This window comes from Pseudomonas avellanae BPIC 631 (assembly GCF_000444135.1).
GTDB lineage: Bacteria > Pseudomonadota > Gammaproteobacteria > Pseudomonadales > Pseudomonadaceae > Aquipseudomonas > Aquipseudomonas avellanae.
In genome coordinates this window covers 24,702-43,441 of sequence record NZ_ATDK01000313.1, presented here as the reverse complement: position 1 = coordinate 43,441, position 18,740 = coordinate 24,702, and the positions used below count along the sequence as shown (strand labels likewise).

Annotated in this window: 17 protein-coding genes and 3 pseudogenes; 7 read left to right on the top strand and 13 right to left on the bottom strand. The window is 59.6% G+C overall.

Annotated features, from left to right (window positions below):
* Positions 1-138: 138 nt before the first annotated feature.
* A pseudogene (locus DW49_RS1000000134075) lies at positions 139-375 on the bottom strand (beta-glucosidase); the annotation flags it as partial.
* Here DW49_RS1000000134075 and DW49_RS1000000133160 point away from each other — a divergent pair.
* Complete coding sequence (locus tag DW49_RS1000000133160) at positions 311-475, top strand: hypothetical protein (protein WP_169338187.1); 165 nt, start codon at positions 311-313, stop codon at positions 473-475. The pseudogene DW49_RS1000000134075 and the gene DW49_RS1000000133160 overlap by 65 nt on opposite strands.
* 20 nt (positions 476-495) lie before the next feature.
* Here DW49_RS1000000133160 and DW49_RS0119160 read toward each other — a convergent pair whose 3' ends face one another.
* Both DW49_RS0119160 and DW49_RS0119155 read right to left on the bottom strand, forming a co-directional pair.
* Positions 496-1,044, bottom strand: coding sequence for a cupin domain-containing protein (locus DW49_RS0119160; protein WP_003379541.1), 549 nt, complete (start codon positions 1,042-1,044; stop codon positions 496-498).
* A 113-nt stretch (positions 1,045-1,157) separates the two neighbouring features.
* The gene (locus DW49_RS0119155; RefSeq protein WP_005618165.1) at positions 1,158-1,922 is read right to left on the bottom strand and encodes a gamma-glutamyl-gamma-aminobutyrate hydrolase family protein; all 765 of its coding nucleotides are present in this window, start codon (positions 1,920-1,922) and stop codon (positions 1,158-1,160) included.
* 127 nt (positions 1,923-2,049) lie between these two features.
* On the opposite strand from DW49_RS0119155, the gene DW49_RS0119150 reads away from it, so the two are divergent.
* The 3 genes and pseudogenes from DW49_RS0119150 (at position 2,050) to DW49_RS01000000128600 (ending at position 5,174) form a co-directional block, all read left to right on the top strand.
* A complete protein-coding gene (locus DW49_RS0119150; RefSeq protein WP_005618167.1) occupies positions 2,050-2,952 on the top strand; it encodes a LysR family transcriptional regulator in 903 nt (300 codons plus the stop codon).
* A gap of 147 nt (positions 2,953-3,099) precedes the next feature.
* Entirely contained in the window at positions 3,100-4,164 is a 1,065-nt protein-coding gene (locus tag DW49_RS0119145) for an aromatic ring-hydroxylating oxygenase subunit alpha (RefSeq protein WP_005618168.1), read from the top strand.
* 69 nt (positions 4,165-4,233) lie between these two features.
* Positions 4,234-5,174, top strand: a pseudogene (locus DW49_RS01000000128600) (PDR/VanB family oxidoreductase).
* Here DW49_RS01000000128600 and DW49_RS0119135 read toward each other — a convergent pair.
* Both DW49_RS0119135 and DW49_RS0119130 read right to left on the bottom strand, forming a co-directional pair.
* Entirely contained in the window at positions 5,175-5,885 is a 711-nt protein-coding gene (locus tag DW49_RS0119135) for a GntR family transcriptional regulator (protein WP_003379548.1), read from the bottom strand.
* Between the two features lie 75 nt (positions 5,886-5,960).
* Positions 5,961-7,931: a putative bifunctional diguanylate cyclase/phosphodiesterase gene (locus DW49_RS0119130; RefSeq protein ID WP_024420756.1), complete on the bottom strand. Its 1,971-nt coding sequence runs from the start codon at positions 7,929-7,931 to the stop codon at positions 5,961-5,963.
* A 217-nt stretch (positions 7,932-8,148) separates the two neighbouring features.
* Between DW49_RS0119130 and DW49_RS01000000128595 the strand changes: the two are divergent.
* A pseudogene (locus DW49_RS01000000128595) lies at positions 8,149-9,142 on the top strand (nucleoside hydrolase).
* Between the two features lie 141 nt (positions 9,143-9,283).
* Here DW49_RS01000000128595 and DW49_RS0119120 read toward each other — a convergent pair.
* On the bottom strand, positions 9,284-9,976 hold the full coding sequence (locus DW49_RS0119120) for a hypothetical protein (RefSeq protein ID WP_005618173.1): 693 nt from the start codon (positions 9,974-9,976) through the stop codon (positions 9,284-9,286).
* Positions 9,977-10,115: 139 nt separating this feature from the next.
* A complete protein-coding gene (locus DW49_RS0119115; RefSeq protein WP_005618175.1) occupies positions 10,116-11,015 on the bottom strand; it encodes a LysR family transcriptional regulator in 900 nt (299 codons plus the stop codon).
* Positions 11,016-11,159: 144 nt separating this feature from the next.
* Between DW49_RS0119115 and DW49_RS0119110 the strand changes: the two genes are divergently transcribed.
* Positions 11,160-12,503, top strand: coding sequence for an MFS transporter (locus DW49_RS0119110; RefSeq protein ID WP_024420755.1), 1,344 nt, complete (start codon positions 11,160-11,162; stop codon positions 12,501-12,503).
* Between the two features lie 19 nt (positions 12,504-12,522).
* Positions 12,523-13,797 carry a glucarate dehydratase family protein gene (locus DW49_RS0119105; RefSeq protein ID WP_005618177.1) on the top strand — a complete coding sequence of 425 codons (1,275 nt, stop codon included), beginning with the start codon at positions 12,523-12,525 and terminating at the stop codon, positions 13,795-13,797.
* A gap of 69 nt (positions 13,798-13,866) precedes the next feature.
* Here the strand turns inward: DW49_RS0119105 and DW49_RS0119100 are convergent, their stop codons facing one another.
* The 6 genes from DW49_RS0119100 to DW49_RS0119070 form a co-directional block, all read right to left on the bottom strand.
* Positions 13,867-14,700 (bottom strand): ABC transporter substrate-binding protein, encoded by an 834-nt coding sequence (locus tag DW49_RS0119100; RefSeq protein WP_005618178.1) that lies wholly within the window; start codon positions 14,698-14,700, stop codon positions 13,867-13,869.
* 65 nt (positions 14,701-14,765) lie between these two features.
* Positions 14,766-15,494 (bottom strand): amino acid ABC transporter ATP-binding protein, encoded by a 729-nt coding sequence (locus DW49_RS0119095; protein ID WP_024420754.1) that lies wholly within the window; start codon positions 15,492-15,494, stop codon positions 14,766-14,768.
* Positions 15,495-15,513: 19 nt separating this feature from the next.
* Positions 15,514-16,254, bottom strand: a complete 741-nt coding sequence (locus DW49_RS0119090) for an amino acid ABC transporter permease (RefSeq protein ID WP_005618180.1) — start codon at positions 16,252-16,254, stop codon at positions 15,514-15,516.
* A gap of 6 nt (positions 16,255-16,260) precedes the next feature.
* A complete protein-coding gene (locus tag DW49_RS0119085) occupies positions 16,261-16,962 on the bottom strand; it encodes an amino acid ABC transporter permease (RefSeq protein WP_005618182.1) in 702 nt (233 codons plus the stop codon).
* Positions 16,963-17,083: 121 nt separating this feature from the next.
* Positions 17,084-17,836, bottom strand: coding sequence for an SDR family oxidoreductase (locus DW49_RS0119075; protein WP_005618184.1), 753 nt, complete (start codon positions 17,834-17,836; stop codon positions 17,084-17,086).
* A gap of 130 nt (positions 17,837-17,966) precedes the next feature.
* A complete protein-coding gene (locus DW49_RS0119070; protein ID WP_024420751.1) occupies positions 17,967-18,737 on the bottom strand; it encodes a LamB/YcsF family protein in 771 nt (256 codons plus the stop codon).
* Positions 18,738-18,740 lie beyond the last annotated feature (3 nt).

Sequence of the window (18,740 nt, the reverse complement as noted above, 5' to 3'; positions counted from 1 at the left end):
TACAGATGCCCTATCGAAATGATGACGGAAATGATGTCCAAGCATCATGAGAGTCCATCCCTAACTCAATAGCCGGGTGTTGCACTCAGCCTCTGAAACCGCCTCATTTGAAAGTTCACGCATCCCGGAATCCATCATTCAGATGGGAAAATTTCCGCCTTTCTGTCGAATGAGGGTATCAAATTCACTCGCGCGGTCACACAGTGCCTTTTGCAAAGGGTGATACGCAGCGCGCTGGCCCTGGCCATTCGCGTAACCCAGCAAGCCCGCCGGGCAATAACGGGCGTCATCCCAGCCGGGATAATCACGGATGGGGTACCAGCAGATGCCTTGCACGGGTACGCCCGCAGCGACTGCCTTGCTGACCTCGGCACATGTGGGCGAAAGTGTCCGCGAGCCGCTGCGCTATTTCGACAGCAACGTGAGCGGCAGTGTGAACCCGCAGGGCTATGCGCCGGCAGCGCTGGTCAGTTGAGTGGCGTTCAGGTGTGTCAGTCAGAAGTTCGCTGGCGTATTGGAACTGATAATCTCGGCTTCATCCTGCCCGATGTTACGAAACCGGTGCGGCAAGGTGGTCGGGAAGTAGTAGCCGTCACCGGGGCCAAGAATATTGACCTGGCCATTGATGGTCAGCTCGACCGTGCCGCGTGTCACCAGCCCGCACTCCTCGCCTTCGTTGTGGACGATAGGCTCTTCGCCGGAGTCCGCACCCGGTGCGTATTGCTCGCGCAGAAAACGCATCTGCCGGCTCGGCAGGGTTGCACCGACCAGCAGCAGTCGCACTCCGTTGCGCCCTAGATCAGGCTGGTCACCGGCTCGGAACACGTATTGATCCTGCCCGGGCGGTTGATCGAAGGTGAAGAAATCTGCAAGCGTCATGGGGATGCCTTCCAGCAGCTTCTTGAGCGAGCTGATCGAGGGGCTGACACGGTTCTGTTCAATCAGGGAAATCGTGGCATTGGTCACACCACTGCGTCTGGCGAGTTCGCGTTGCGACAGCTTGTAGCTTTCACGCACCAGCTTGAGTCGTGCTCCCGTATCCATAGTGGCCTTATGCGAAAAAAATATCCGGTGAATGAGGCAGCGCCCCGGCGCAATGGATCGTCCATTACCCAAGGCCGCAAAGCCGGATATTAAATCACGTTTGCCGGCAACACTCAGCCGCTGATCGCATCACCGCGCCTGCGCGCATAGGTCTGGCAGGCCTGGCGAAACGCGCTGAACAGGCTCAATGACACGGGATTGTCCCTGAACGCCCATTCCGGATGCCACTGCACACCCAGCACAAACCCTGGTGCACCGGGCAGCGAAACCGCCTCGACCAGGCCATCAGGCGCCAGTGCTTCGGCGCGCAGATCCGCTGCCAGCCGGTCGATACCCTGGCTGTGCAGGCTGTTGACCTCGAACCCCGATGCCAGGCCGAGCGAATCCAGTAACCCGCCAGCCTGCACCCTTACCGCATGCTGCGGCGCGTACTGCACCGACAAGACCTCGCTTTGCGGCTCGCGGTGATCCAGATAGCCCGGCAGATCCTGCACCCGCTGATGCAGGCTGCCGCCCAATGCCACATTCAACTCCTGAAAACCACGGCAGATGCACAACACCGGCACGCCTTGAGCAATCGCAGCCCTGAGCAGCGGCAGCGTCATTCGATCGCGAAACACATCATGAGCGGTGCCTTCCAGGCTTGGAGCGCCTTGATAATGGTGTGGCTCAACATTGGATGGCGACCCTGTGAACAACAAGCCGTCGAGCGAAGCCAGCAGTTGCGCAGGCTCTGTGGGCACTTCGAGTGCTGGCAGGATCACCGGAATGCCGGCAAACCCGGCGGCTTCGACGTATTTATCGCCCGCCGTGTGGGACGAGTACTTGCCCAGTTGTTGGCGGCATGCGGTGACACCGATCAAAGGGAGGCGCGACATAGAGAAATCCTGTGTGAAATCAAACAACCGGGCAGCGCAGATCTGCCTATCCGGCAAAGATAAATCCAGTTTAGGATAGTCATTAACGCAACAGACATGGGCATTTCAGCAAAGGAACTGTGCAGCGATGCAATATACAGCCACGCAATACGAGATCAACCACGCCGACCTTGCGCTGGTGCTGGCACTGGTTCGCGGCCGGACCCTGGCGCGTGCTGCCGAACTGCTGCAGGTCGATATTTCCACCGTATTTCGCTCCATCCGCCGCCTTGAAGCTTCACTTGGCGCAGCACTGTTCGAAAAGAACCGGCGTGGCTACATCCCTACCGACACGGCTCAGGCAATAGCCGAGCAGGCAGAACACGCCGAACTGGCCCTCGCAGCAGCACGGGTTGCCCTGCAGCAAGGTGAGCATGTGATCAGCGGCACGGTTCGCCTGACGTGTACCGATGCCGTGCTGCACAGCCTGCTGTTGCCGGCACTCGCCGGATTCATGCCGCAGTACCCTGCCCTTACCCTGGAGCTGGCCACCTCCGACGCCTTCGCCAACCTCAGCCGTCGGGATGCCGACATTGCGCTGCGCCTCACCAATACGCCGCCCGAGCACCTGATCGGGCGGTGCCTGGGGCGTGCTGAATACGTTATCTGCGGTCGCCCCGAGTTCCGCGAAACGCTGGAGCATAACCCGGCTTCGGTTCCCTGGATCAGCCCGGACGACTCGATGCCGGATCACCCCTCGGTGATCTGGCGCAAGCAGGCTTTTCCCGCCGTGATTCCGCGCTACCGCTGCAGCAACATGTCGGCGGTGTCGCAACTGGTCTCGGCCGGACTGGGCGTGGCAGCGCTGACCGACTTCACCGCCAGAGGTCTGGTCGGCGCGGAGCATCTGAGCGAGCCGTTGCAGGGCTGCAGCACCGACCTGTGGCTGCTGACCCGCCCTGACTGTCGCGCACTGCGTTCCGTTCAGACCCTGATCGAGGCGCTGGCGCCCCTGTTACGGGCAGCGCTGGCAGCAGAACAAGCCCGCTGAATAATTCGCTATGGATCCACTAAATATTAGTTAATGAAATTAATCATTGGCTAAATCGCGCTCCTGTGGCATTAATAATCACGAGGACAGCAACATGCATAAGCCTGTGGATCCATAAGACCAATAACCGAACCGTGGAGAACCCTCATGCACCCGAAAAACGCATGGTACGTCGCTTGTACAGCGGATGAAGTCGCCGACAAGCCGCTGGGGCGGCAGATCTGTAACGAGAAGATGGTGTTCTATCGCGACCAGAACCAACAGATTGTCGCCGTAGAGGACTTCTGCCCGCACCGTGGTGCCCCGCTATCGCTGGGTTACGTGGAAAACGGCCAGTTGGTGTGCGGCTACCACGGGCTGGTAATGGGGGGCGATGGCAAGACAGCCTCCATGCCGGGCCAGCGGGTTCGCGGCTTCCCCTGCAACAAGACCTTCGCAGCGGTCGAGCGTTACGGTTTTATCTGGGTCTGGCCGGGCGACCGGGAAAAAGCAGACCCGGCGCTGATCCATCACCTGGAGTGGGCGGTCAGCGACGAGTGGGCCTATGGCGGCGGCCTGTTTCACATCCAGTGCGACTATCGCCTGATGATCGACAACCTGATGGACCTCACCCACGAAACCTACGTGCACGCGTCGAGCATCGGCCAGAAGGAAATCGACGAAGCGCCGCCAGTTACCACCGTCGAAGGCGAGGAAGTCATTACCGCGCGCCACATGGAAAACATCATGCCGCCGCCGTTCTGGAAGATGGCCCTGCGCGGCAACAACCTGGCCGACGACGTGCCGGTGGATCGCTGGCAGATCTGCCGCTTCACGCCGCCCAGCCATGTGTTGATCGAAGTGGGCGTGGCCCACGCCGGCAAAGGCGGCTATCACGCCCCTCATGAATTCAAGGCATCAAGCATTGTGGTCGACTTCATCACCCCTGAAACCGACACCTCCATCTGGTACTTCTGGGGCATGGCGCGCAATTTCAAACCGGCTGACGAACAGCTGACAGCCACCATTCGCGAAGGCCAGCACAAGATCTTCAGCGAAGACCTGGAAATGCTCCAGCGCCAACAGCTGAACCTGCTTCAGCACCCGCATCGCAACCTGCTCAAACTCAATATCGACGCAGGCGGCGTGCAGTCCCGCAAGATTCTGGAGCGCCTGATCGCCGCTGAACAGGCTGACACTGCCAACCAGATCCCTGTGGCGGCGGTTAAATAAACCTCGCCCCGCTGAAACGTTTGAAAACAATCAGAAGTGGCCCTTGTCGAGGTCGCCCGAGGAAACATCATGATCGACGTGACCGTGTTATCGCGTAACGACGAAGCACTGGGTATCTGCAGCTTTGAACTGGCGCGCCCCGACGGGCAGCCACTGCCGCCCTTCACCGCCGGCGCACACATTGACGTGCACCTGCCTGACGGGCTGATTCGGCAATACTCGCTGTGTAACGCACCGAACGAGCACCATCGCTACCTGATCGGCGTGCTCAATGACCCCGCATCACGTGGCGGGTCACGCGCCTTGCATGAGCAGATAAAGCCCGGCGCGCAATTACGCATCAGTGAACCGCGCAATCTGTTTCCACTGGCGGAAAACAGCCGTCGCACACTGTTGTTTGGCGGCGGCATCGGCATTACGCCGATCCTGTGCATGGCCGAGCAGCTCACGCTGGACGGTGCGGATTTCGAGCTGCATTACTGCATTCGTTCTGCAGAGCGCGGCGCCTTTATCAAGCGTCTCAGACAATCACCTTTTGCAGAGCGCACCTGGATGAGCAGCCTGATACCGCGCTGGACGCCTCCAGAGTGCTCGCCAATCCAGACGCCGAGACGCACCTGTACGTGTGCGGCCCGGGTGGTTTCATGCAACACATCCTCGACAGCGCGAGGGCTGCCGGCTGGACCGAGGACAATCTGCATCGTGAGTATTTTTCCGCCGAGCCGGTGGACACCAGCAACGACGGCAGCTTTTCGATAGAAATCGCCAGCACCGGCCAGGTCATAGCCGTTGCGGCCAACAAGACTGTCGCTCAGGTGCTGGAAAGCCACGGCATAGATATACCCCTGTCGTGCGAGCAAGGGGTATGCGGCACGTGCCTGACCCGCGTCTTGAAGGGCGTGCCTGACCATCGGGACCTGTTTCTGACCGAAGACGAGCAAGCGCTGAACGATCAGTTCACACCTTGCTGCTCGCGCTCTAAAACCCCTTTGCTGGTGCTCGATCTCTGATCAGTCCGGGCGCTGAATGACTTTCATGCGCTCATGCACGCCAGCGCCGAAAATGTCAGCGTAACGCAGGGTCGCATTGGCGTGCTCGCGCATCAATGCCTCAGCGCGGGCACCCTGCCCGTTGATCAACGCATCCACCACCGCATGGTGCTGCATGTGCGCGAAGTTGAAGCGCCGATATTCCCGAATCAGATTGTGGCGATCCACCGCCAGCGCCGTGACTGACGCAAACGGCAGGTGGTCGTTGCGCGCCAGTGCATCGGCAATCGCCCGATTACCGCTGCCCGCCACGATCACCTGATGCAGACGCATGTTCATGTCGTGATAGACCTCAAGGTCATCTTCGGTGACATAGCCCTTGTCGAACAAGGCATCGCCCTGCACCAGGCAAGCCTCAAGCGCGTCGCGCGCGTCCTGCGTCAACCCGCGCTCGGCCATCTGCCGCGCCGCAAGCCCTTCCAGAACACCTCGCACGTCAACCGCCCCGGCGATCTCCTGCGGGCTGATCGAGCGCACCTGAAAACCGCGCCCGCCGAACGGCACCAGCAGGCCTTCCTGTTCCAGCGTGCGAAACGCCATGCGCACCGGCATGCGTGACACACCGAACAACTCGGCAGTCGGCACTTCCATCAAGCGCTCGCCAGCCGCCAGCTCGCCTGATGCGATCATCTTGCGCAGCGCAACGAGAATGGTTTGACCGGGTTTGCTCATGAACAGGATTCCGTGGGGGTCAGATGATGCATCTTACCCCACGTACACGCTGGTGCATGGCCTGTGCGCGCCCCGTCAGATACGGCACGAGGCTGTGTAACCGAACGCACGCTCGTCATCCGGCGTTTCAAGCCAGGCCAGTGTCTCGGCAAAACTGATCGGCGGGCTGTAGAAGTAGCCTTGCACCATCGTGCAACCGAGGCTGGTCAGTGCGTTGAGTTCATCCTGCGTCTCGACGCCTTCGATCACACAGCCAAGTGACATGTCCAGGCTCAAGGCAACCAGCGATTTGACGATCTTGTAACTCGCCGGGTTGTCATGCACGCCGGTGACAAAGCTGCGGTCAATCTTGAGCTTGGTCAGCGCCAGCGCATGCAACTGGCTCAGGCTTGAAAAACCGGTGCCAAAGTCGTCCAGCGAGATGCCACAGCCCAGTTGCCGGAACTGCGCAATGGCCTGCTGTACCTGGGCGATATCCTGCATCACGGCCGTTTCTGTGATTTCCAGATCAAGCCGCGAGGCATCGAACCCGCTGTTTTCAATGATTTCGACAATCGTGCTGACGCTCTCCCACGTCGCGCAGTCGTGGGCCGACAGGTTGAACGACAACCTGATGGGCGCCGGCCACGATAAGGCCTTTTCCAGCGCGTGAGTCAGCAAGGGCGCCGTCAGTTTGTTGATCATGCCGATTCGCTCGGCAATCGGAATGAAATGCGCCGGAGACACCGCCCCCAGTTCCGGGCTGTTCCAACGCGCCAGCGCCTCGAAAGCCACCGTTTCGCATGTACAGCTTTCAATGATCGGCTGAAACATCACATGAAACTCGGTCTCAAGATTCGCTCGGCGCAATGCCTGCTCGGTCACGCCATCGGTGTGCAATTGCTCACGGTGGCTGGCAGAGAACAGACAGGTGGTTCCCGGGTTATGGTTCTTGCCTTGATAAAGCGCGTAATCGGCGAATTCAAACAGCTGAGTCGCGTTATCGGCGGTGGCCGGAAACGTTGCCATGCCCAGCGTAGCGCCGATCTGGATCGGCATGTCGGACAGCTCGAAACTTTCGTGCATCAGGTCGCACAGGTGTTTGCCCAGTGCAAGCAACGCCTCGTTGCTGATGTCACCCTTGATGACCAGCGCAAACTCGTCGCCGCCCAGTCGGGACACCTGCACCGTGTCGCTCGCCACACTGTTCAGCCGTTCGGCGACCAGCATCAGCAGACGGTCGCCGGTACGGTGGCCATAAAGGTCATTGACCGGTTTGAACCCGTCCAGATCCAGCACCCCCACTGCCAGCTTGCTGCGCAGCGCAAGCGCCTCGCTCATGGCGGCGTCCAGGGTCTGAAAGAACTGCCGACGGTTCGGCAGGCCGGTCAGGCTGTCCTGATTGGCCAGCAACAGATTTTCGTTGCTCAGTTGCTCGGTGCGCACTTGAACGTCTACCAGGCTTGTGAAGTCGCGGTACTGGTGATGGAGAATGATCAGCATGCCGATCGACACCAAAACGATGTTCACCGCCGTGGCGATAAAGATGAGGTTGTGCGTCGAGGCGAAGAAAATAACGAACGCCGTGTTGACCACCACCGCCGTGGTCAACGCTGCGGGCCGCAGGTGCATCATGCAGAAGATGCAGACGATCACCGTAATACCCATGAAAAACGCCACATGCGCCTGGGCATAGGGGCCGCCATAGGGGTAAAGCGACAGCGACCATGCAGCAAAACCGGCGGCTATGACGCCGGCCAGGCTGTTGGTGCCGCGCAAGGTCGCGAGAATGGTTGCCGCGGCTGGCGGCGGACGGTTAACCGTGAGCAGCCATTTGCGGGCACGAATGCCGCAAATGACCGTGAGCAACAACGGCACCAGCAGCGTCAGCCACACAGGCGCGGTTTCCCGGTGAGTGAAGGCCAGCGCCCAGGTGTTGACCAGCAACACAAAGTACATCAACGGCAGTTGTCGGGACAACGCGACGTATTGGGCCTCAAGCAGCCTGGGGTTATCGGCAGGCACAGACATCAGGGTGCGCAAGGCACCCGCTAGTTTTTTCAGCATCGCAAGGCTTCTCTGTTACCACAGTCAAAGCACACGTGGCTTACTGCTCATCCTGCAAGCCCGATATTGATCAGCTCGCTTGTCAGGCTCTCGGCGGATGTAATTAATTCTTTACGGTAAAACCGAGCCGTGCATCGGTTTAACTGAAATAAATCGGCGGTAACCTGTTCGAGCGCACGCTCGACCTGCCCTCAACCTATAGCCAGGAAGCACTGTCATGAACAGGAAAGTCATTATTGATACGGACATGGGTTGGGACGACGTACTGTCGATCGCCTACCTGATGAAAAGACCGGATATCGACATCATCGGTATTACCGTCACTGGATGTGGCGAAACAGACCTCGGCTGGGGCGTCATCATCGCCCAGCATTTGCTGGGCATTGGCAATCAGCTCGATACCGTTGTCGCACGCGGCACTGATCAGCCACTTGAATACGACAACCGTTTTTCCGCAGCCATTCAAAAATGACATGAATGACGTCATGGGGCTTCTTGGCACCCTCAATCCTGCAGCGTTACCGCAAGTATCGACTCTTCCAGCGTGGGAGTTCATGTATCAGACCGTGAAGAACAGCCAGGATAAAATCACTGTTCTTTCTCTGGGCGGCTTTACCAATATCGCCAACATGCTTTCATTGAGCAGCCAGCCCACAGACTTGCAGATGATCGACCAGATTGTGGCCATGGCGGGTGCTGTCTATGTTGACGGCAACGTCGCGGCATTGAATGACGTGCAGCCTGCGTGGGATCAGGGCGAGTCTTACCGCAGTAACCACTATGCAGAATGGAACGTGTTCGTGGACCCTGTCGCGGCCAATATCGTCTTCGGGTCGAGCCTGCCCTTGACCCTGGTGCCGCTGGACGTCTGTAATCAGGTCATTCTTGACGCCACTTACTCAAAACAGATTACGGCAACCGACCCTGTCGCCACGCTGGTCAGGCAAGTGCTTGAAACCAAATCGGGTACGCACGCAGAAGGTTATCCCGTGCCGATCTTCGATCCCTTGGCGACCATGCTGATGGCTGGGGGCATCGAAGCGACGAAAGTTGATGAACAGTACCTGTCGGTCAACACGCAGATCACGCCACAAGACAACCACTGCGGACAGATTCAGCTGCAAACCAACGGTTCGCGAACCATCACCTCCGTACTGGGCGTCTCGCAGTTCGCGTTCAGCCAGAACTTCGCGCAGGTCATCAATAGCTAAAGCCGGTATGGGCTGACCAAATCAACGCTTCGCTTGTCCGCTCCCACACAAGCGCTCGCCCTCCGGGCAGAGGCCCAATCTACGGGCATTTCAGGATTTGTGCATAACGATAGGCGTCCTGCAGCACGCTCGCAGACCCGCTCAGTTCGCCGCCACCTGGGCCCGATCAGCCTGCATCACCAGCGCCTTAAGCGACGCATCGAACTGTTTCAAGGCGTTCACTTGCAGGTCACGTTGCTGATCGATCTGCGCGGCGATCTCCGGGGCGGCTTTGCCCTGCACCCAGACCGAGGTCATTTCCCTGACCACTTCGCCCTCGGCCTTGCCGATGTATTGCAGGTGAGTGTCATAGAATCGCGCCATGAAACGCGCTTCGACCTGACTGTTACGTTTGCTCACCAGACGGTTGTAGGTGTCGAGCATCACAACCACGTCAGGGCGCGCCTGCACCAACGCATCAAGGCTGTCGTAAACCGTTACCGAGGCGAACTCTTTCTTCAATGAGCCGACCAGCCAGTCAGTCGCCAGTTTCGGGTCTGAACTGCTGATGAATGCATTGCGAATCCGCGAATCCAGCGCGCCGTTCTGCCCGCTGCTGAGCGCTACCGAGTGGTAGTTGTTCAGGTACTGGAGGTTACTGACGGTGTTTTCGCTGTACATCACACCCACTGACTGAGTGTGCTGAAGACTGGCTGCGCTATCGGCGACGGGTGCGAAATGGCAGACCTGTTCAGAGGCCGCAGAGACAGACGAGACGGCAGCGCTGGCTGGCGTGATGAAGACCATGCTGGTGCTTAATACGGCAGCAAGCGTCAACAGATTGAACATTCTCATCGCGTCGTCTCCCTTTGGAGCAAGTGGCTATGACGCCATCCTCCTCCTTTGCCGGAAAAACAGAACTTGCCTTGCTTGATGATGACTATCGACTGAACAGATGATAGTTGATGCCAGCCACCTGCAAGGTGTTTCAGACTTATTTTTCATCAGACCTGACGGCGGCGCGGATCGCTTCAAGCAGCATCCTGCAGGCCGGGTTGTCGTTGTCTGCGCGCCAGACCAGATGCAGTTCGCTCTGCACGCCCTCACCCAGATCAATGTCACGAAACACGACGTCCCTGAACACCACATTGGTCGCGCAACGCGGCACCAGCGCCAGCCCCATGCCTGCATTGACCAGGGCCAGGATGGTCAGCGATGACCCAAGCCATTGGACATACTCCGGCGCAACGCGTGCCGAACGAAACATGCCGGTCAGCAGTTCGTTGAACGGCGGATAGGCCGAATGCGAATACATCAGAAACGGCACGCCATCCAGGTCTGCCACGCCGACCGTATCAGCAATTGCCAGAGGATGATTGCCTGGCACCGCCAGCACAAAGGGCTCGCGCACCAGACATTCACTCTCGTAACCGGGCTGAAACAGCGGCGCTCGTGCGATGCCCAAGTCGATACGCCGCGCCCTGAGCGCCTCATGCTGTTGGTAAGTGTTCATTTCAGTCAGGGAGATCTTCACCTGCGGCTGCTTGAGCCGCGCCTCGGCGATCACCTTGGGCAGAAACTCGTACACCGCGCTGCCGACAAAACTGATAGTCACCGAGCCAATATCACCCTCCGCAAAGCGCCGGGCGGAAAGTGCCGCCTGCTGCGCGCGCTCCAGCAACGTCTGCGCCTCGATGAAAAAAGCTCGCCCAGCGGCGGTCAACGCCACGCTGCGCGTACTGCGCGTGAACAGCGCGACGCCGAGGTTGTGCTCCAGCAACTGAATCTGCCGGCTCAGCGGTGGCTGAGTCATGTTGAGCCGTTCGGCAGCGCGACGAAAATTCAGCTCGGTGGCCACCGTGGTAAAGCAGCGCAATTGAGAAAGCTCGAACATTGATCCACTCCCGGTATCAATCAAGTCAATAACTGGATTGGACGGGAATAATACACCCACTCATGATCGACTCATCCCCAAAAAAACAATGAAATGAATGGGAGTCACCTCTTGAATACCGTCCTTAGTGCTTCGGACCCCACGGTGCTTGCCCGTGCGGCCTCCAAGGTGAAACGCCACGTGCTGCCGCTGTTCGTGGTGATGTTCATCGTCAACTACATCGACCGGGTCAATATCGGCTTTGTGCGCAGCCATCTGGAAACCGATCTGGGCATTGGCGCGGCGGCCTACGGGCTGGGCGCGGGTCTGTTTTTCGTCGGCTACGCACTGTTTGAAGTGCCTTCCAACATGCTGCTGCAACGCTACGGCGCCCGTGCCTGGCTGACGCGCATCATGTTTACCTGGGGCGCAGCGGCGATGGCCATGGCGTTCGTGCAGGGTGAAACCAGTTTCTACGTGCTGCGTTTTGTCCTCGGCGCAGCGGAGGCCGGCTTTTTTCCAGGGATTATTTATTACTTTACCCAGTGGCTGCCGTCGAGTGATCGCGGCAAGGCCATGGCGCTGTTTCTCAGCGGTTCGGCAATTGCGTCGGTGATCTCCGGCCCGGTGTCGGGCGCACTGCTGGGTGTCGAAGGGCTGAACCTGCACGGCTGGCAGTGGATGTTCCTGATCGAGGGCTTCGCGTCGATCGTGCTGTGCTGTTTTGTCTGGTTCTGGTTGCAGTCACACCCGTACGAAGCGACCTGGCTCAGCGATGAAGAAAAAACCGCGCTGACCACCGCCATTGCCGAGGAGCAACGCCAGCGCGAAGCCACGCAGACCGTCCGGCCTACGCTGCTCAGGTTGCTGGCGGACCGGCAAATCATGCTGTTCTGCTTCATCTATTTTTCGATAGCGCTGACCATTTACGGCGCAACCTTCTGGCTACCGAGCATGATCCGCAAAATGGGCAGCTTCAGCGACTTCGAGGTCGGGCTGTTCAACTCCGTGCCGTGGATCATCTCCATTGTCGCCATGTACGGTTTTGCTGCCCTCGCGGCGCGCTTCAAGCACCAGCAAGCCTGGGTTGCCGTCACGCTGGTGATCGCCTCGGTCGGCATGTTCATGTCAACCATCGGCGGGCCGGTCTTCGCTTTTGTAGCGATCTGTTTCGCCGCGATTGGCTTCAAGGCCGCTTCGGCGCTGTTCTGGCCAATCCCGCAGGGCTATCTGGATGCACGCATCGCCGCAGCGGTCCTTGCGCTGATCAACTCCATCGGCAACCTCGGCGGCTTTGTTGCGCCCACCACCTTCGGTTTTCTGGAACAGACCACCGGCTCGATTCAAGGCGGCCTTTACGGGCTCGCCGCAACCTCGCTGCTGGCGGCCATCGTGATTTTCTTCGCCCGTACCACGCCGCGCGGTGACCCGCGCCGCCCGTCCAAGGCTGAGCCGGATGCACGGCACACCGCCGCCCCGCTCGGCAGCCCTTCCAGCCTCAAACCCTGACCCCTTGGGAGACCGTCTTTTGAAAATTATCCGTGTGACCGTGACCCCTATCGCCTTTCGCGACCCGCCGCTGCTCAACGCCAGCGGCATCCATGAACCCTTTGCCTTGCGCTCGATCATCGAGATAGAGAGCGACAACGGTTATATCGGCCTCGGTGAAAGCTACGGCGATGCCCCGGCACTGGCGATTCAGCAGCAGGTACAGAACCAGTTGATCGGCATCGACCCGTTCAACCTCAATCAATTGCGCAGCATCGTTCAGGCCACCGTTGCGGCACACAAACCCGCCAGCCTGGCCGGCGCCGAACTCGCGCCGGGGTCGCATGCCAGCAAGGCGGTGAGCAATGCCTATTCGGCATTCGAGGTGGCGTTTCTGGACCTGCAGGCACGCTCCATGAACCTGCCACTGGTGGACCTGCTCGGTGGCGCGATTCGCGAGCGCATTCCGTTCAGCGCCTACCTGTTCTTCAAGTACGCGCAGCACATCGACACGCCCTACCCGCCAGACAGCTGGGGCGAGGCGCTGAACGAAGAACAGATCGTCGCCCAGGCCCGACGCATGATCGAGGCCTACGGTTTCAAGAGTATCAAGCTCAAGGCCGGTGCACTGGACCCGGAACACGAGGTGTCGTGCATCAAGGCGTTGAAGAAGGCCTTCCCCGGCTACCCGCTGCGCATCGACCCCAACGGCAACTGGTCGCTGGAAACCTCTATTCGCATGGCGGAGCTGCTCGGCGATGACTTGCAGTACTACGAAGACCCGACGCCGGGCCTGGACGGCATGTCCGAACTGCACAAACGCACCGGGCTGCCGCTGGCAACCAACATGGTGGTCACCGACTTCGACGAATTTCGCCGCAGCGTGGCCCTGAACAGCGTGCAGATCGTGCTCGCCGACCACCATTACTGGGGCGGCCTGCGCGACACCCAGGCGCTGGCGAAGATGTGCGACACCTTTGGCCTTGGCGTGTCGATGCATTCCAATTCCCACCTGGGCATCAGCCTCATGGCCATGGCGCATGTGGCCGCCTCGGTGCCCAATCTGGATTACGCCTGCGATACACATTACCCGTGGCAGGAAGCGGACGAAGAGGTCATCAAAGGCGGCAAACTGCCAATTGTCGACGGCTGCGTCAGCATCACCCGCGCTCCCGGTCTGGGCCTTGAACTGGATTACGACCAGCTCGGCAAGCTCAACGACCAGTACCACAGCTGCGGCATTCGTCAGCGCGACGATGTGAAACAGATGCAGAAATACACACCGGACTGGAAGGCCGTCAAACCGAGGTATTGAGCGTCTGCCAGCAAGCGAGGGGCCGGACAGGCGCAGAGCCTGTCCAGCATCGGGGAACCCACCCTGTGATCAAGGCAGTGGATCGAACTTCAACGCGCTCAGGCTTTGCACCTTGTCTTCACGGGTCATTTTGTATTCGGTATTCGGGCCGATCCAGTGCGCCCAGATCGCGTCGATTTCGCCTGCGGCTTCCATTGCGTAAAGCGACTCGTTGACCTTCGCCAGAAATGCCGGTTCACCCTGACGCATGCCAGCGCCGATAGGCTCCAGCGCCATTGGATCCTTGGCAATTGACAATTCCACGCCGCTTGCCTTGGCCTGCCCTACCAGCTTGATGGCGGTCATGGTGTTAGTCACCAGGCCCACGACCTTGTTCTGTTGCAGCGCCATGTACGCAGAGCCGGTGTCCTGGAAGGTCACCGGGGTTGCGTCAGCCAGGCGAATCGACTGCTCGGAGGTGGAGCCCTTGGTCGAACTGATGCGCTTGTCCTTGAAAAACGATTTGGGCTGATCGGCGTTCGCGGCGCGCACCACCAGTGTTTCCTTGGCGATGTAGTACGGGTCGCTGAACTGGATCTGATCGGCGCGGCTTTTGGTGTAGGCCAGGTTGGCGAAGATTACGTCCACCCGACCCATTTTGACTTCCGGAATCCGCGCTTCGACCGACAGCGGCTTGAGCTCCAGCTCGACGCCCATGTGCTTGGCCAGCGCCTTGCACAGGTCCACATCCATGCCCACCAGTTCACGGGTTTTCGGGTCCGGCGCCGAGAACGGCGGCACATCGGCATAAACGCCGCAGCTCAGGCTTTTCTTGCTCATCACATCGCTGAGCTGGTCCGCATGGGCAACCGCAACAGCCAGTGGCGACAACGCCAGTGCAGCCAGCAAAGACTTCATACGCATGGTGAGACTCCTGAAAATGAATTGAGGGATTCACTGAAACATTCGTTGAAAAAAACGGCCTGCGCTCAATGGCTGCGCAGGTCGGAAATGAAGCGTTGTGCACGCGGGTGTTCAGGCTGCTGAAAGAAAGCCTCCGGGCTGGATTTTTCGAGAATCTGCCCCGCGTCCATGAACCAGATGGTGTCGGCCACTTCACGGGCAAAATTCATCTCGTGGGTAACGCACATCATGGTCATGCCCTCCTTGGCCAGGCCTTTCATGACGCTGAGCACTTCGCCGACCATTTCCGGGTCAAGGGCGCTGGTGGGTTCGTCGAACAGCATCACCGGCGGCTCCATCGCCAGCGCGCGGGCAATCGCCACGCGCTGCTGCTGGCCACCGGACAACTGCGCCGGATAGGCACCAGCCTTGTGGGCCAGCCCGACCCGGTCGAGCAATTCCATGGCCCTGGCGCGTGCCTCGCTGCTTTTGAGGCCGCGCACCTTGGTCGGGGTCAGGATGATGTTGTCGAGCACCGACAGATGCGGAAACAGATTGAAGCTCTGGAACACAAAACCGACGCGACTGCGCAAACGATTGACGTTGGCGTCGGTGCCATTCACGTCATGGCCGTCGAACAGAATCTGGCCCTGTTGCACGTATTCAAGACGGTTGACGGTGCGGATCAGTGTCGATTTACCCGAGCCGGATGGCCCGCACAGCACCACCACTTCGCCGCGCTGCACCTCGGCGGTGATGTCGGTCAGGGCCTGGTATTCGCCATACCATTTGTTGATCCTGGAAAACATGATCATTGGATGCATGGGGCAACCCTCACTTATCGGTAGTCAAAGGCCGCGTAACGGCTACAGGCGACACAGTGCCCTCGCGCTTGCGGGCAATTCGCTGTTCCACGACGGCGGCGAGCCGGGTCAGGCCGTAGCACAGCACGTAATAGGTGATCGCCAGAATGAAGAACACCTGAAACGGCTTGGTCAGCAGTTGGTTGTTAATCTGATTGGCGGCGAAGGTCACTTCCTGGAAGTTGATCACGTAACCCAGCGAGGTTTCCTTGATGATCGAAATGAACTGGCTGATCAGGCTGGGCAATGCGTTATAAAGCGCCTGCGGCAAAATCACCCAGACCGTGGTGCGCACATAGCCCATGCCCAGCGCGCGGGATGCTTCGTATTGACCGGTCGGCAGCGCCTGAATGGCCCCGCGAATGATTTCGCACAGGTACGCGCTCTGATAAACCACCAGCGTGCAGAGCATGGTGGTAAAGCCGGTGATGTTATGCCCGATCAGCAACGGGACCAGAAAGTAGGTCCAGAAAATCACCATCAACAACGGAATGCCGCGCATCACGTAAACCCAGACCGTCGCCGGGTAACGCAGCCAGCGCCACGGCGAAACCCGCGCCAAGGACAGCAGCAGGCCCAGAGGGAACGCCAGCAGCAGCGCCAGTGCAGCCAGAATCAGCGTTGAAACCAGCCCGCCCATCGGCCCATGAGGGTATTGACCGACCAGTAGCAGGGTCCAGTTATCGCGGACAATCGTGAACACATCGAACATCGCCGCCTACCTCGCCATGGCTTTGCTGAAGTGCCGGGCCAGCAACGCACCCAAGCCCATCAACATCAGAGAAATGGCCAGATAGACCATGGTTGCGACCAGATACGCCTCGAAGGTGCGGAAGGTGTAGTTCTCGACCTCACGGGTGGCATAGGTCAGCTCGACCACGCCGATGGCCATGACCAGGCTGGTGTTCTTGAACAGCAGCACGGTGTGGTTGATCAAAGACGGCAGGCAGTTGCGAACGCCCTGCGGCAGGATCACGTAGCGCATCGAACGCACATAGCCCAGGCCCAGTGCGCGTGATGCTTCGACCTGCCCGGCCGGAATGGCGCGCAGCCCGCTGCGGATGTCTTCACTGAAATAGGCGGCCTGACACAGCCCCAGCGCAATCACCGAAAACAGGTATTCGGTGCTGTAACCGGACAGCCAGACCTGGGTGCTCTCGGACAGCAATGTCGGGATACCGAAATACCAGAGCATCAGTTGCACCAGCGTCGGTACGTTGCGGTGGTAGGACACATAACCCGCGACCAGGCGCTCGGCATACTTGTTGCCGGTCAGGCAAATCGACACCAGCAACAGGGCCACCGCCATGGCCATGCACCAGGCGACAAAGGCCAGTTGCACGGTGGTTTCTATGCCCTTGACGATCAGCTCGGCGTACTCGCCCTGCAGGATCGCCGAAAGATCGAAGTCATTCGTCATGGTTGTTCCCATCGACATTCAGTCAGGGCAGAAGCAAGGCGCCGGTTGCGCCGGCGCAGGTGTTGCCTGGCGGCTGGTGCCGCTCTCGTGATAAGTGCTGCGCTTGCGGTTGGCCGCTGTTTCAGCCTTCATAGTCCTGCGGGCGTGCAGTGGACAGCCCACCGGGCACCTGCAAGGTCGGGGTGATTTCCATGTGCCCGATATTCACCGCGATGGGCGCGGCAATCACGTAGGCGATGGCGTCGGCAATGTCCTTGGCCACAGGCAGCTCATAACCCTCGATGAAACGCTTGCGCACCTCTTCAGAGTCGCCATGCACATGGGCGAAAATGTCTGTCGCAACACGGCCCGGGCAGATTTCCGTCACCCGCACCCGCTTGCCGAAGGCATCGATACGCAACTGGCGAGAGAGCATGCTCACGGCCGCCTTGGTGGCGTGGTAGGTCGAGTTGCCGCCGAAGTTGTAGGCGGCGGCAATCGAGCTGATGTTGATGATGTGCCCACAGTCACGCTCGACCATGCCGGGCAGCGACAACCGGGCAATCTGCAACACAGCACGCAGGTTCACATCGATCAACAGATCAATACCCTCGGCATCCGCCTTGAGCAGCGAGCCGGGCCGGTCAACCCCGGCATTATTGACCACCACATCAAACCGCTGAGCCTCGAACAGGGCCGTCAGACCAGCCAGATCAGTCACATCGATGGCGTGCGCGATGCAGCCGGTGCGCTGCGCCAGCGCCGCCAGCTTGTCGGCACTGCGTGCCAGCGCATGAACCTGCAGGCCTTCGGCACACAGCCGTTCGACCACAGCTTCGCCAATGCCGGAGGAAGCGCCGGTGACCAGCGCGGTTTTGTAATCGGAAAAAGGCATGTCGGGGTTTCCTTTAGAATCTTCGATCAGTCGCGTCGCTATCAGCGGATGCGGATCGCCTTGTACTGGACTTTAACGAGCGTCACGGGCAGCGACCAAGACGCAATGGTTGTGTGGCGATAAGGTGCGCTTATGACCCAAGCAACTGCGAAACAGGGGTGATGACGCCCCCCTGCCCTTCGATGCTGTGCCGGATGCTGCGCGCAAGTTCTACTGCGCCCGGCGTGTCGCCATGTAACAGAATCGACTGGGCGTTGACCGCGACGCACTTGCCGCTCAGCGTCGTGACGGTGCCATCCTGTAGCAGTTGCGCGACCCTGGCGCGGACCTGTTCCGGGTCCTTGACCACCGCACCGGCAATGCCACGCGGCACCAGCAGGCAGTTTTCGTCATAGGCGCGGTCGGCCAGAAAAGTCGTCGCCACTCGCAGGTTGCACGCTTGCGCCGCCTGCTCGATGGCCACGCTGCTGGAAGAACTGATGATCATCCGCGGGTCAAAACGGGCGACCGCCTTTACCAGCGGCCCCGCGAGTTCAGCATCGGCTGCGGCCATATTGCCCAGCGCACCGTGAAAGCTCATGTGTGTCACGCGATAACCGGCAGCGGTCGCAATGCCCGCCAGCGCGCCCAGTTGATACACCACAATGGCGCACAACTCCTTGAGTTCGATGTTCATTCTGCGCCGCCCGAAACCCTGCAGATCAGGGAAGCCGACATGTGCACCGAGATCGATGCCCAGCGCTTTGGCGCGGCGTACGGTGCTGTCCATGATCAACGGATCACCGGCATGAAAGCCACAGGCCACATTGGCCGAGGAGATCAACTGCATCAGTGCTTCGTCCTCGCCCATGGTCCATGCGCCGAAGCCCTCGCCCAGATCGGCATTCAGATCGATACGCATACG

What these genes read in the sequence shown, in the direction of transcription:
- DW49_RS1000000133160 (WP_169338187.1), top strand. Translation starts at nt 311, where the DNA reads ATGGGGTACCAGCAGATGCCTTGCACGGGTACGCCCGCAGCGACTGCC.
- DW49_RS0119160 (WP_003379541.1), bottom strand. Translation starts at nt 1,044, where the DNA reads ATGGATACGGGAGCACGACTCAAGCTGGTGCGTGAAAGCTACAAGCTG.
- DW49_RS0119155 (WP_005618165.1), bottom strand. Translation starts at nt 1,922, where the DNA reads ATGTCGCGCCTCCCTTTGATCGGTGTCACCGCATGCCGCCAACAACTG.
- DW49_RS0119150 (WP_005618167.1), top strand. Translation starts at nt 2,050, where the DNA reads ATGCAATATACAGCCACGCAATACGAGATCAACCACGCCGACCTTGCG.
- DW49_RS0119145 (WP_005618168.1), top strand. Translation starts at nt 3,100, where the DNA reads ATGCACCCGAAAAACGCATGGTACGTCGCTTGTACAGCGGATGAAGTC.
- DW49_RS0119135 (WP_003379548.1), bottom strand. Translation starts at nt 5,885, where the DNA reads ATGAGCAAACCCGGTCAAACCATTCTCGTTGCGCTGCGCAAGATGATC.
- DW49_RS0119130 (WP_024420756.1), bottom strand. Translation starts at nt 7,931, where the DNA reads ATGCTGAAAAAACTAGCGGGTGCCTTGCGCACCCTGATGTCTGTGCCT.
- DW49_RS0119120 (WP_005618173.1), bottom strand. Translation starts at nt 9,976, where the DNA reads ATGAGAATGTTCAATCTGTTGACGCTTGCTGCCGTATTAAGCACCAGC.
- DW49_RS0119115 (WP_005618175.1), bottom strand. Translation starts at nt 11,015, where the DNA reads ATGTTCGAGCTTTCTCAATTGCGCTGCTTTACCACGGTGGCCACCGAG.
- DW49_RS0119100 (WP_005618178.1), bottom strand. Translation starts at nt 14,700, where the DNA reads ATGCGTATGAAGTCTTTGCTGGCTGCACTGGCGTTGTCGCCACTGGCT.
- DW49_RS0119095 (WP_024420754.1), bottom strand. Translation starts at nt 15,494, where the DNA reads ATGATCATGTTTTCCAGGATCAACAAATGGTATGGCGAATACCAGGCC.
- DW49_RS0119090 (WP_005618180.1), bottom strand. Translation starts at nt 16,254, where the DNA reads ATGTTCGATGTGTTCACGATTGTCCGCGATAACTGGACCCTGCTACTG.
- DW49_RS0119085 (WP_005618182.1), bottom strand. Translation starts at nt 16,962, where the DNA reads ATGACGAATGACTTCGATCTTTCGGCGATCCTGCAGGGCGAGTACGCC.
- DW49_RS0119075 (WP_005618184.1), bottom strand. Translation starts at nt 17,836, where the DNA reads ATGCCTTTTTCCGATTACAAAACCGCGCTGGTCACCGGCGCTTCCTCC.
- DW49_RS0119070 (WP_024420751.1), bottom strand. Translation starts at nt 18,737, where the DNA reads ATGCGTATCGATCTGAATGCCGATCTGGGCGAGGGCTTCGGCGCATGG.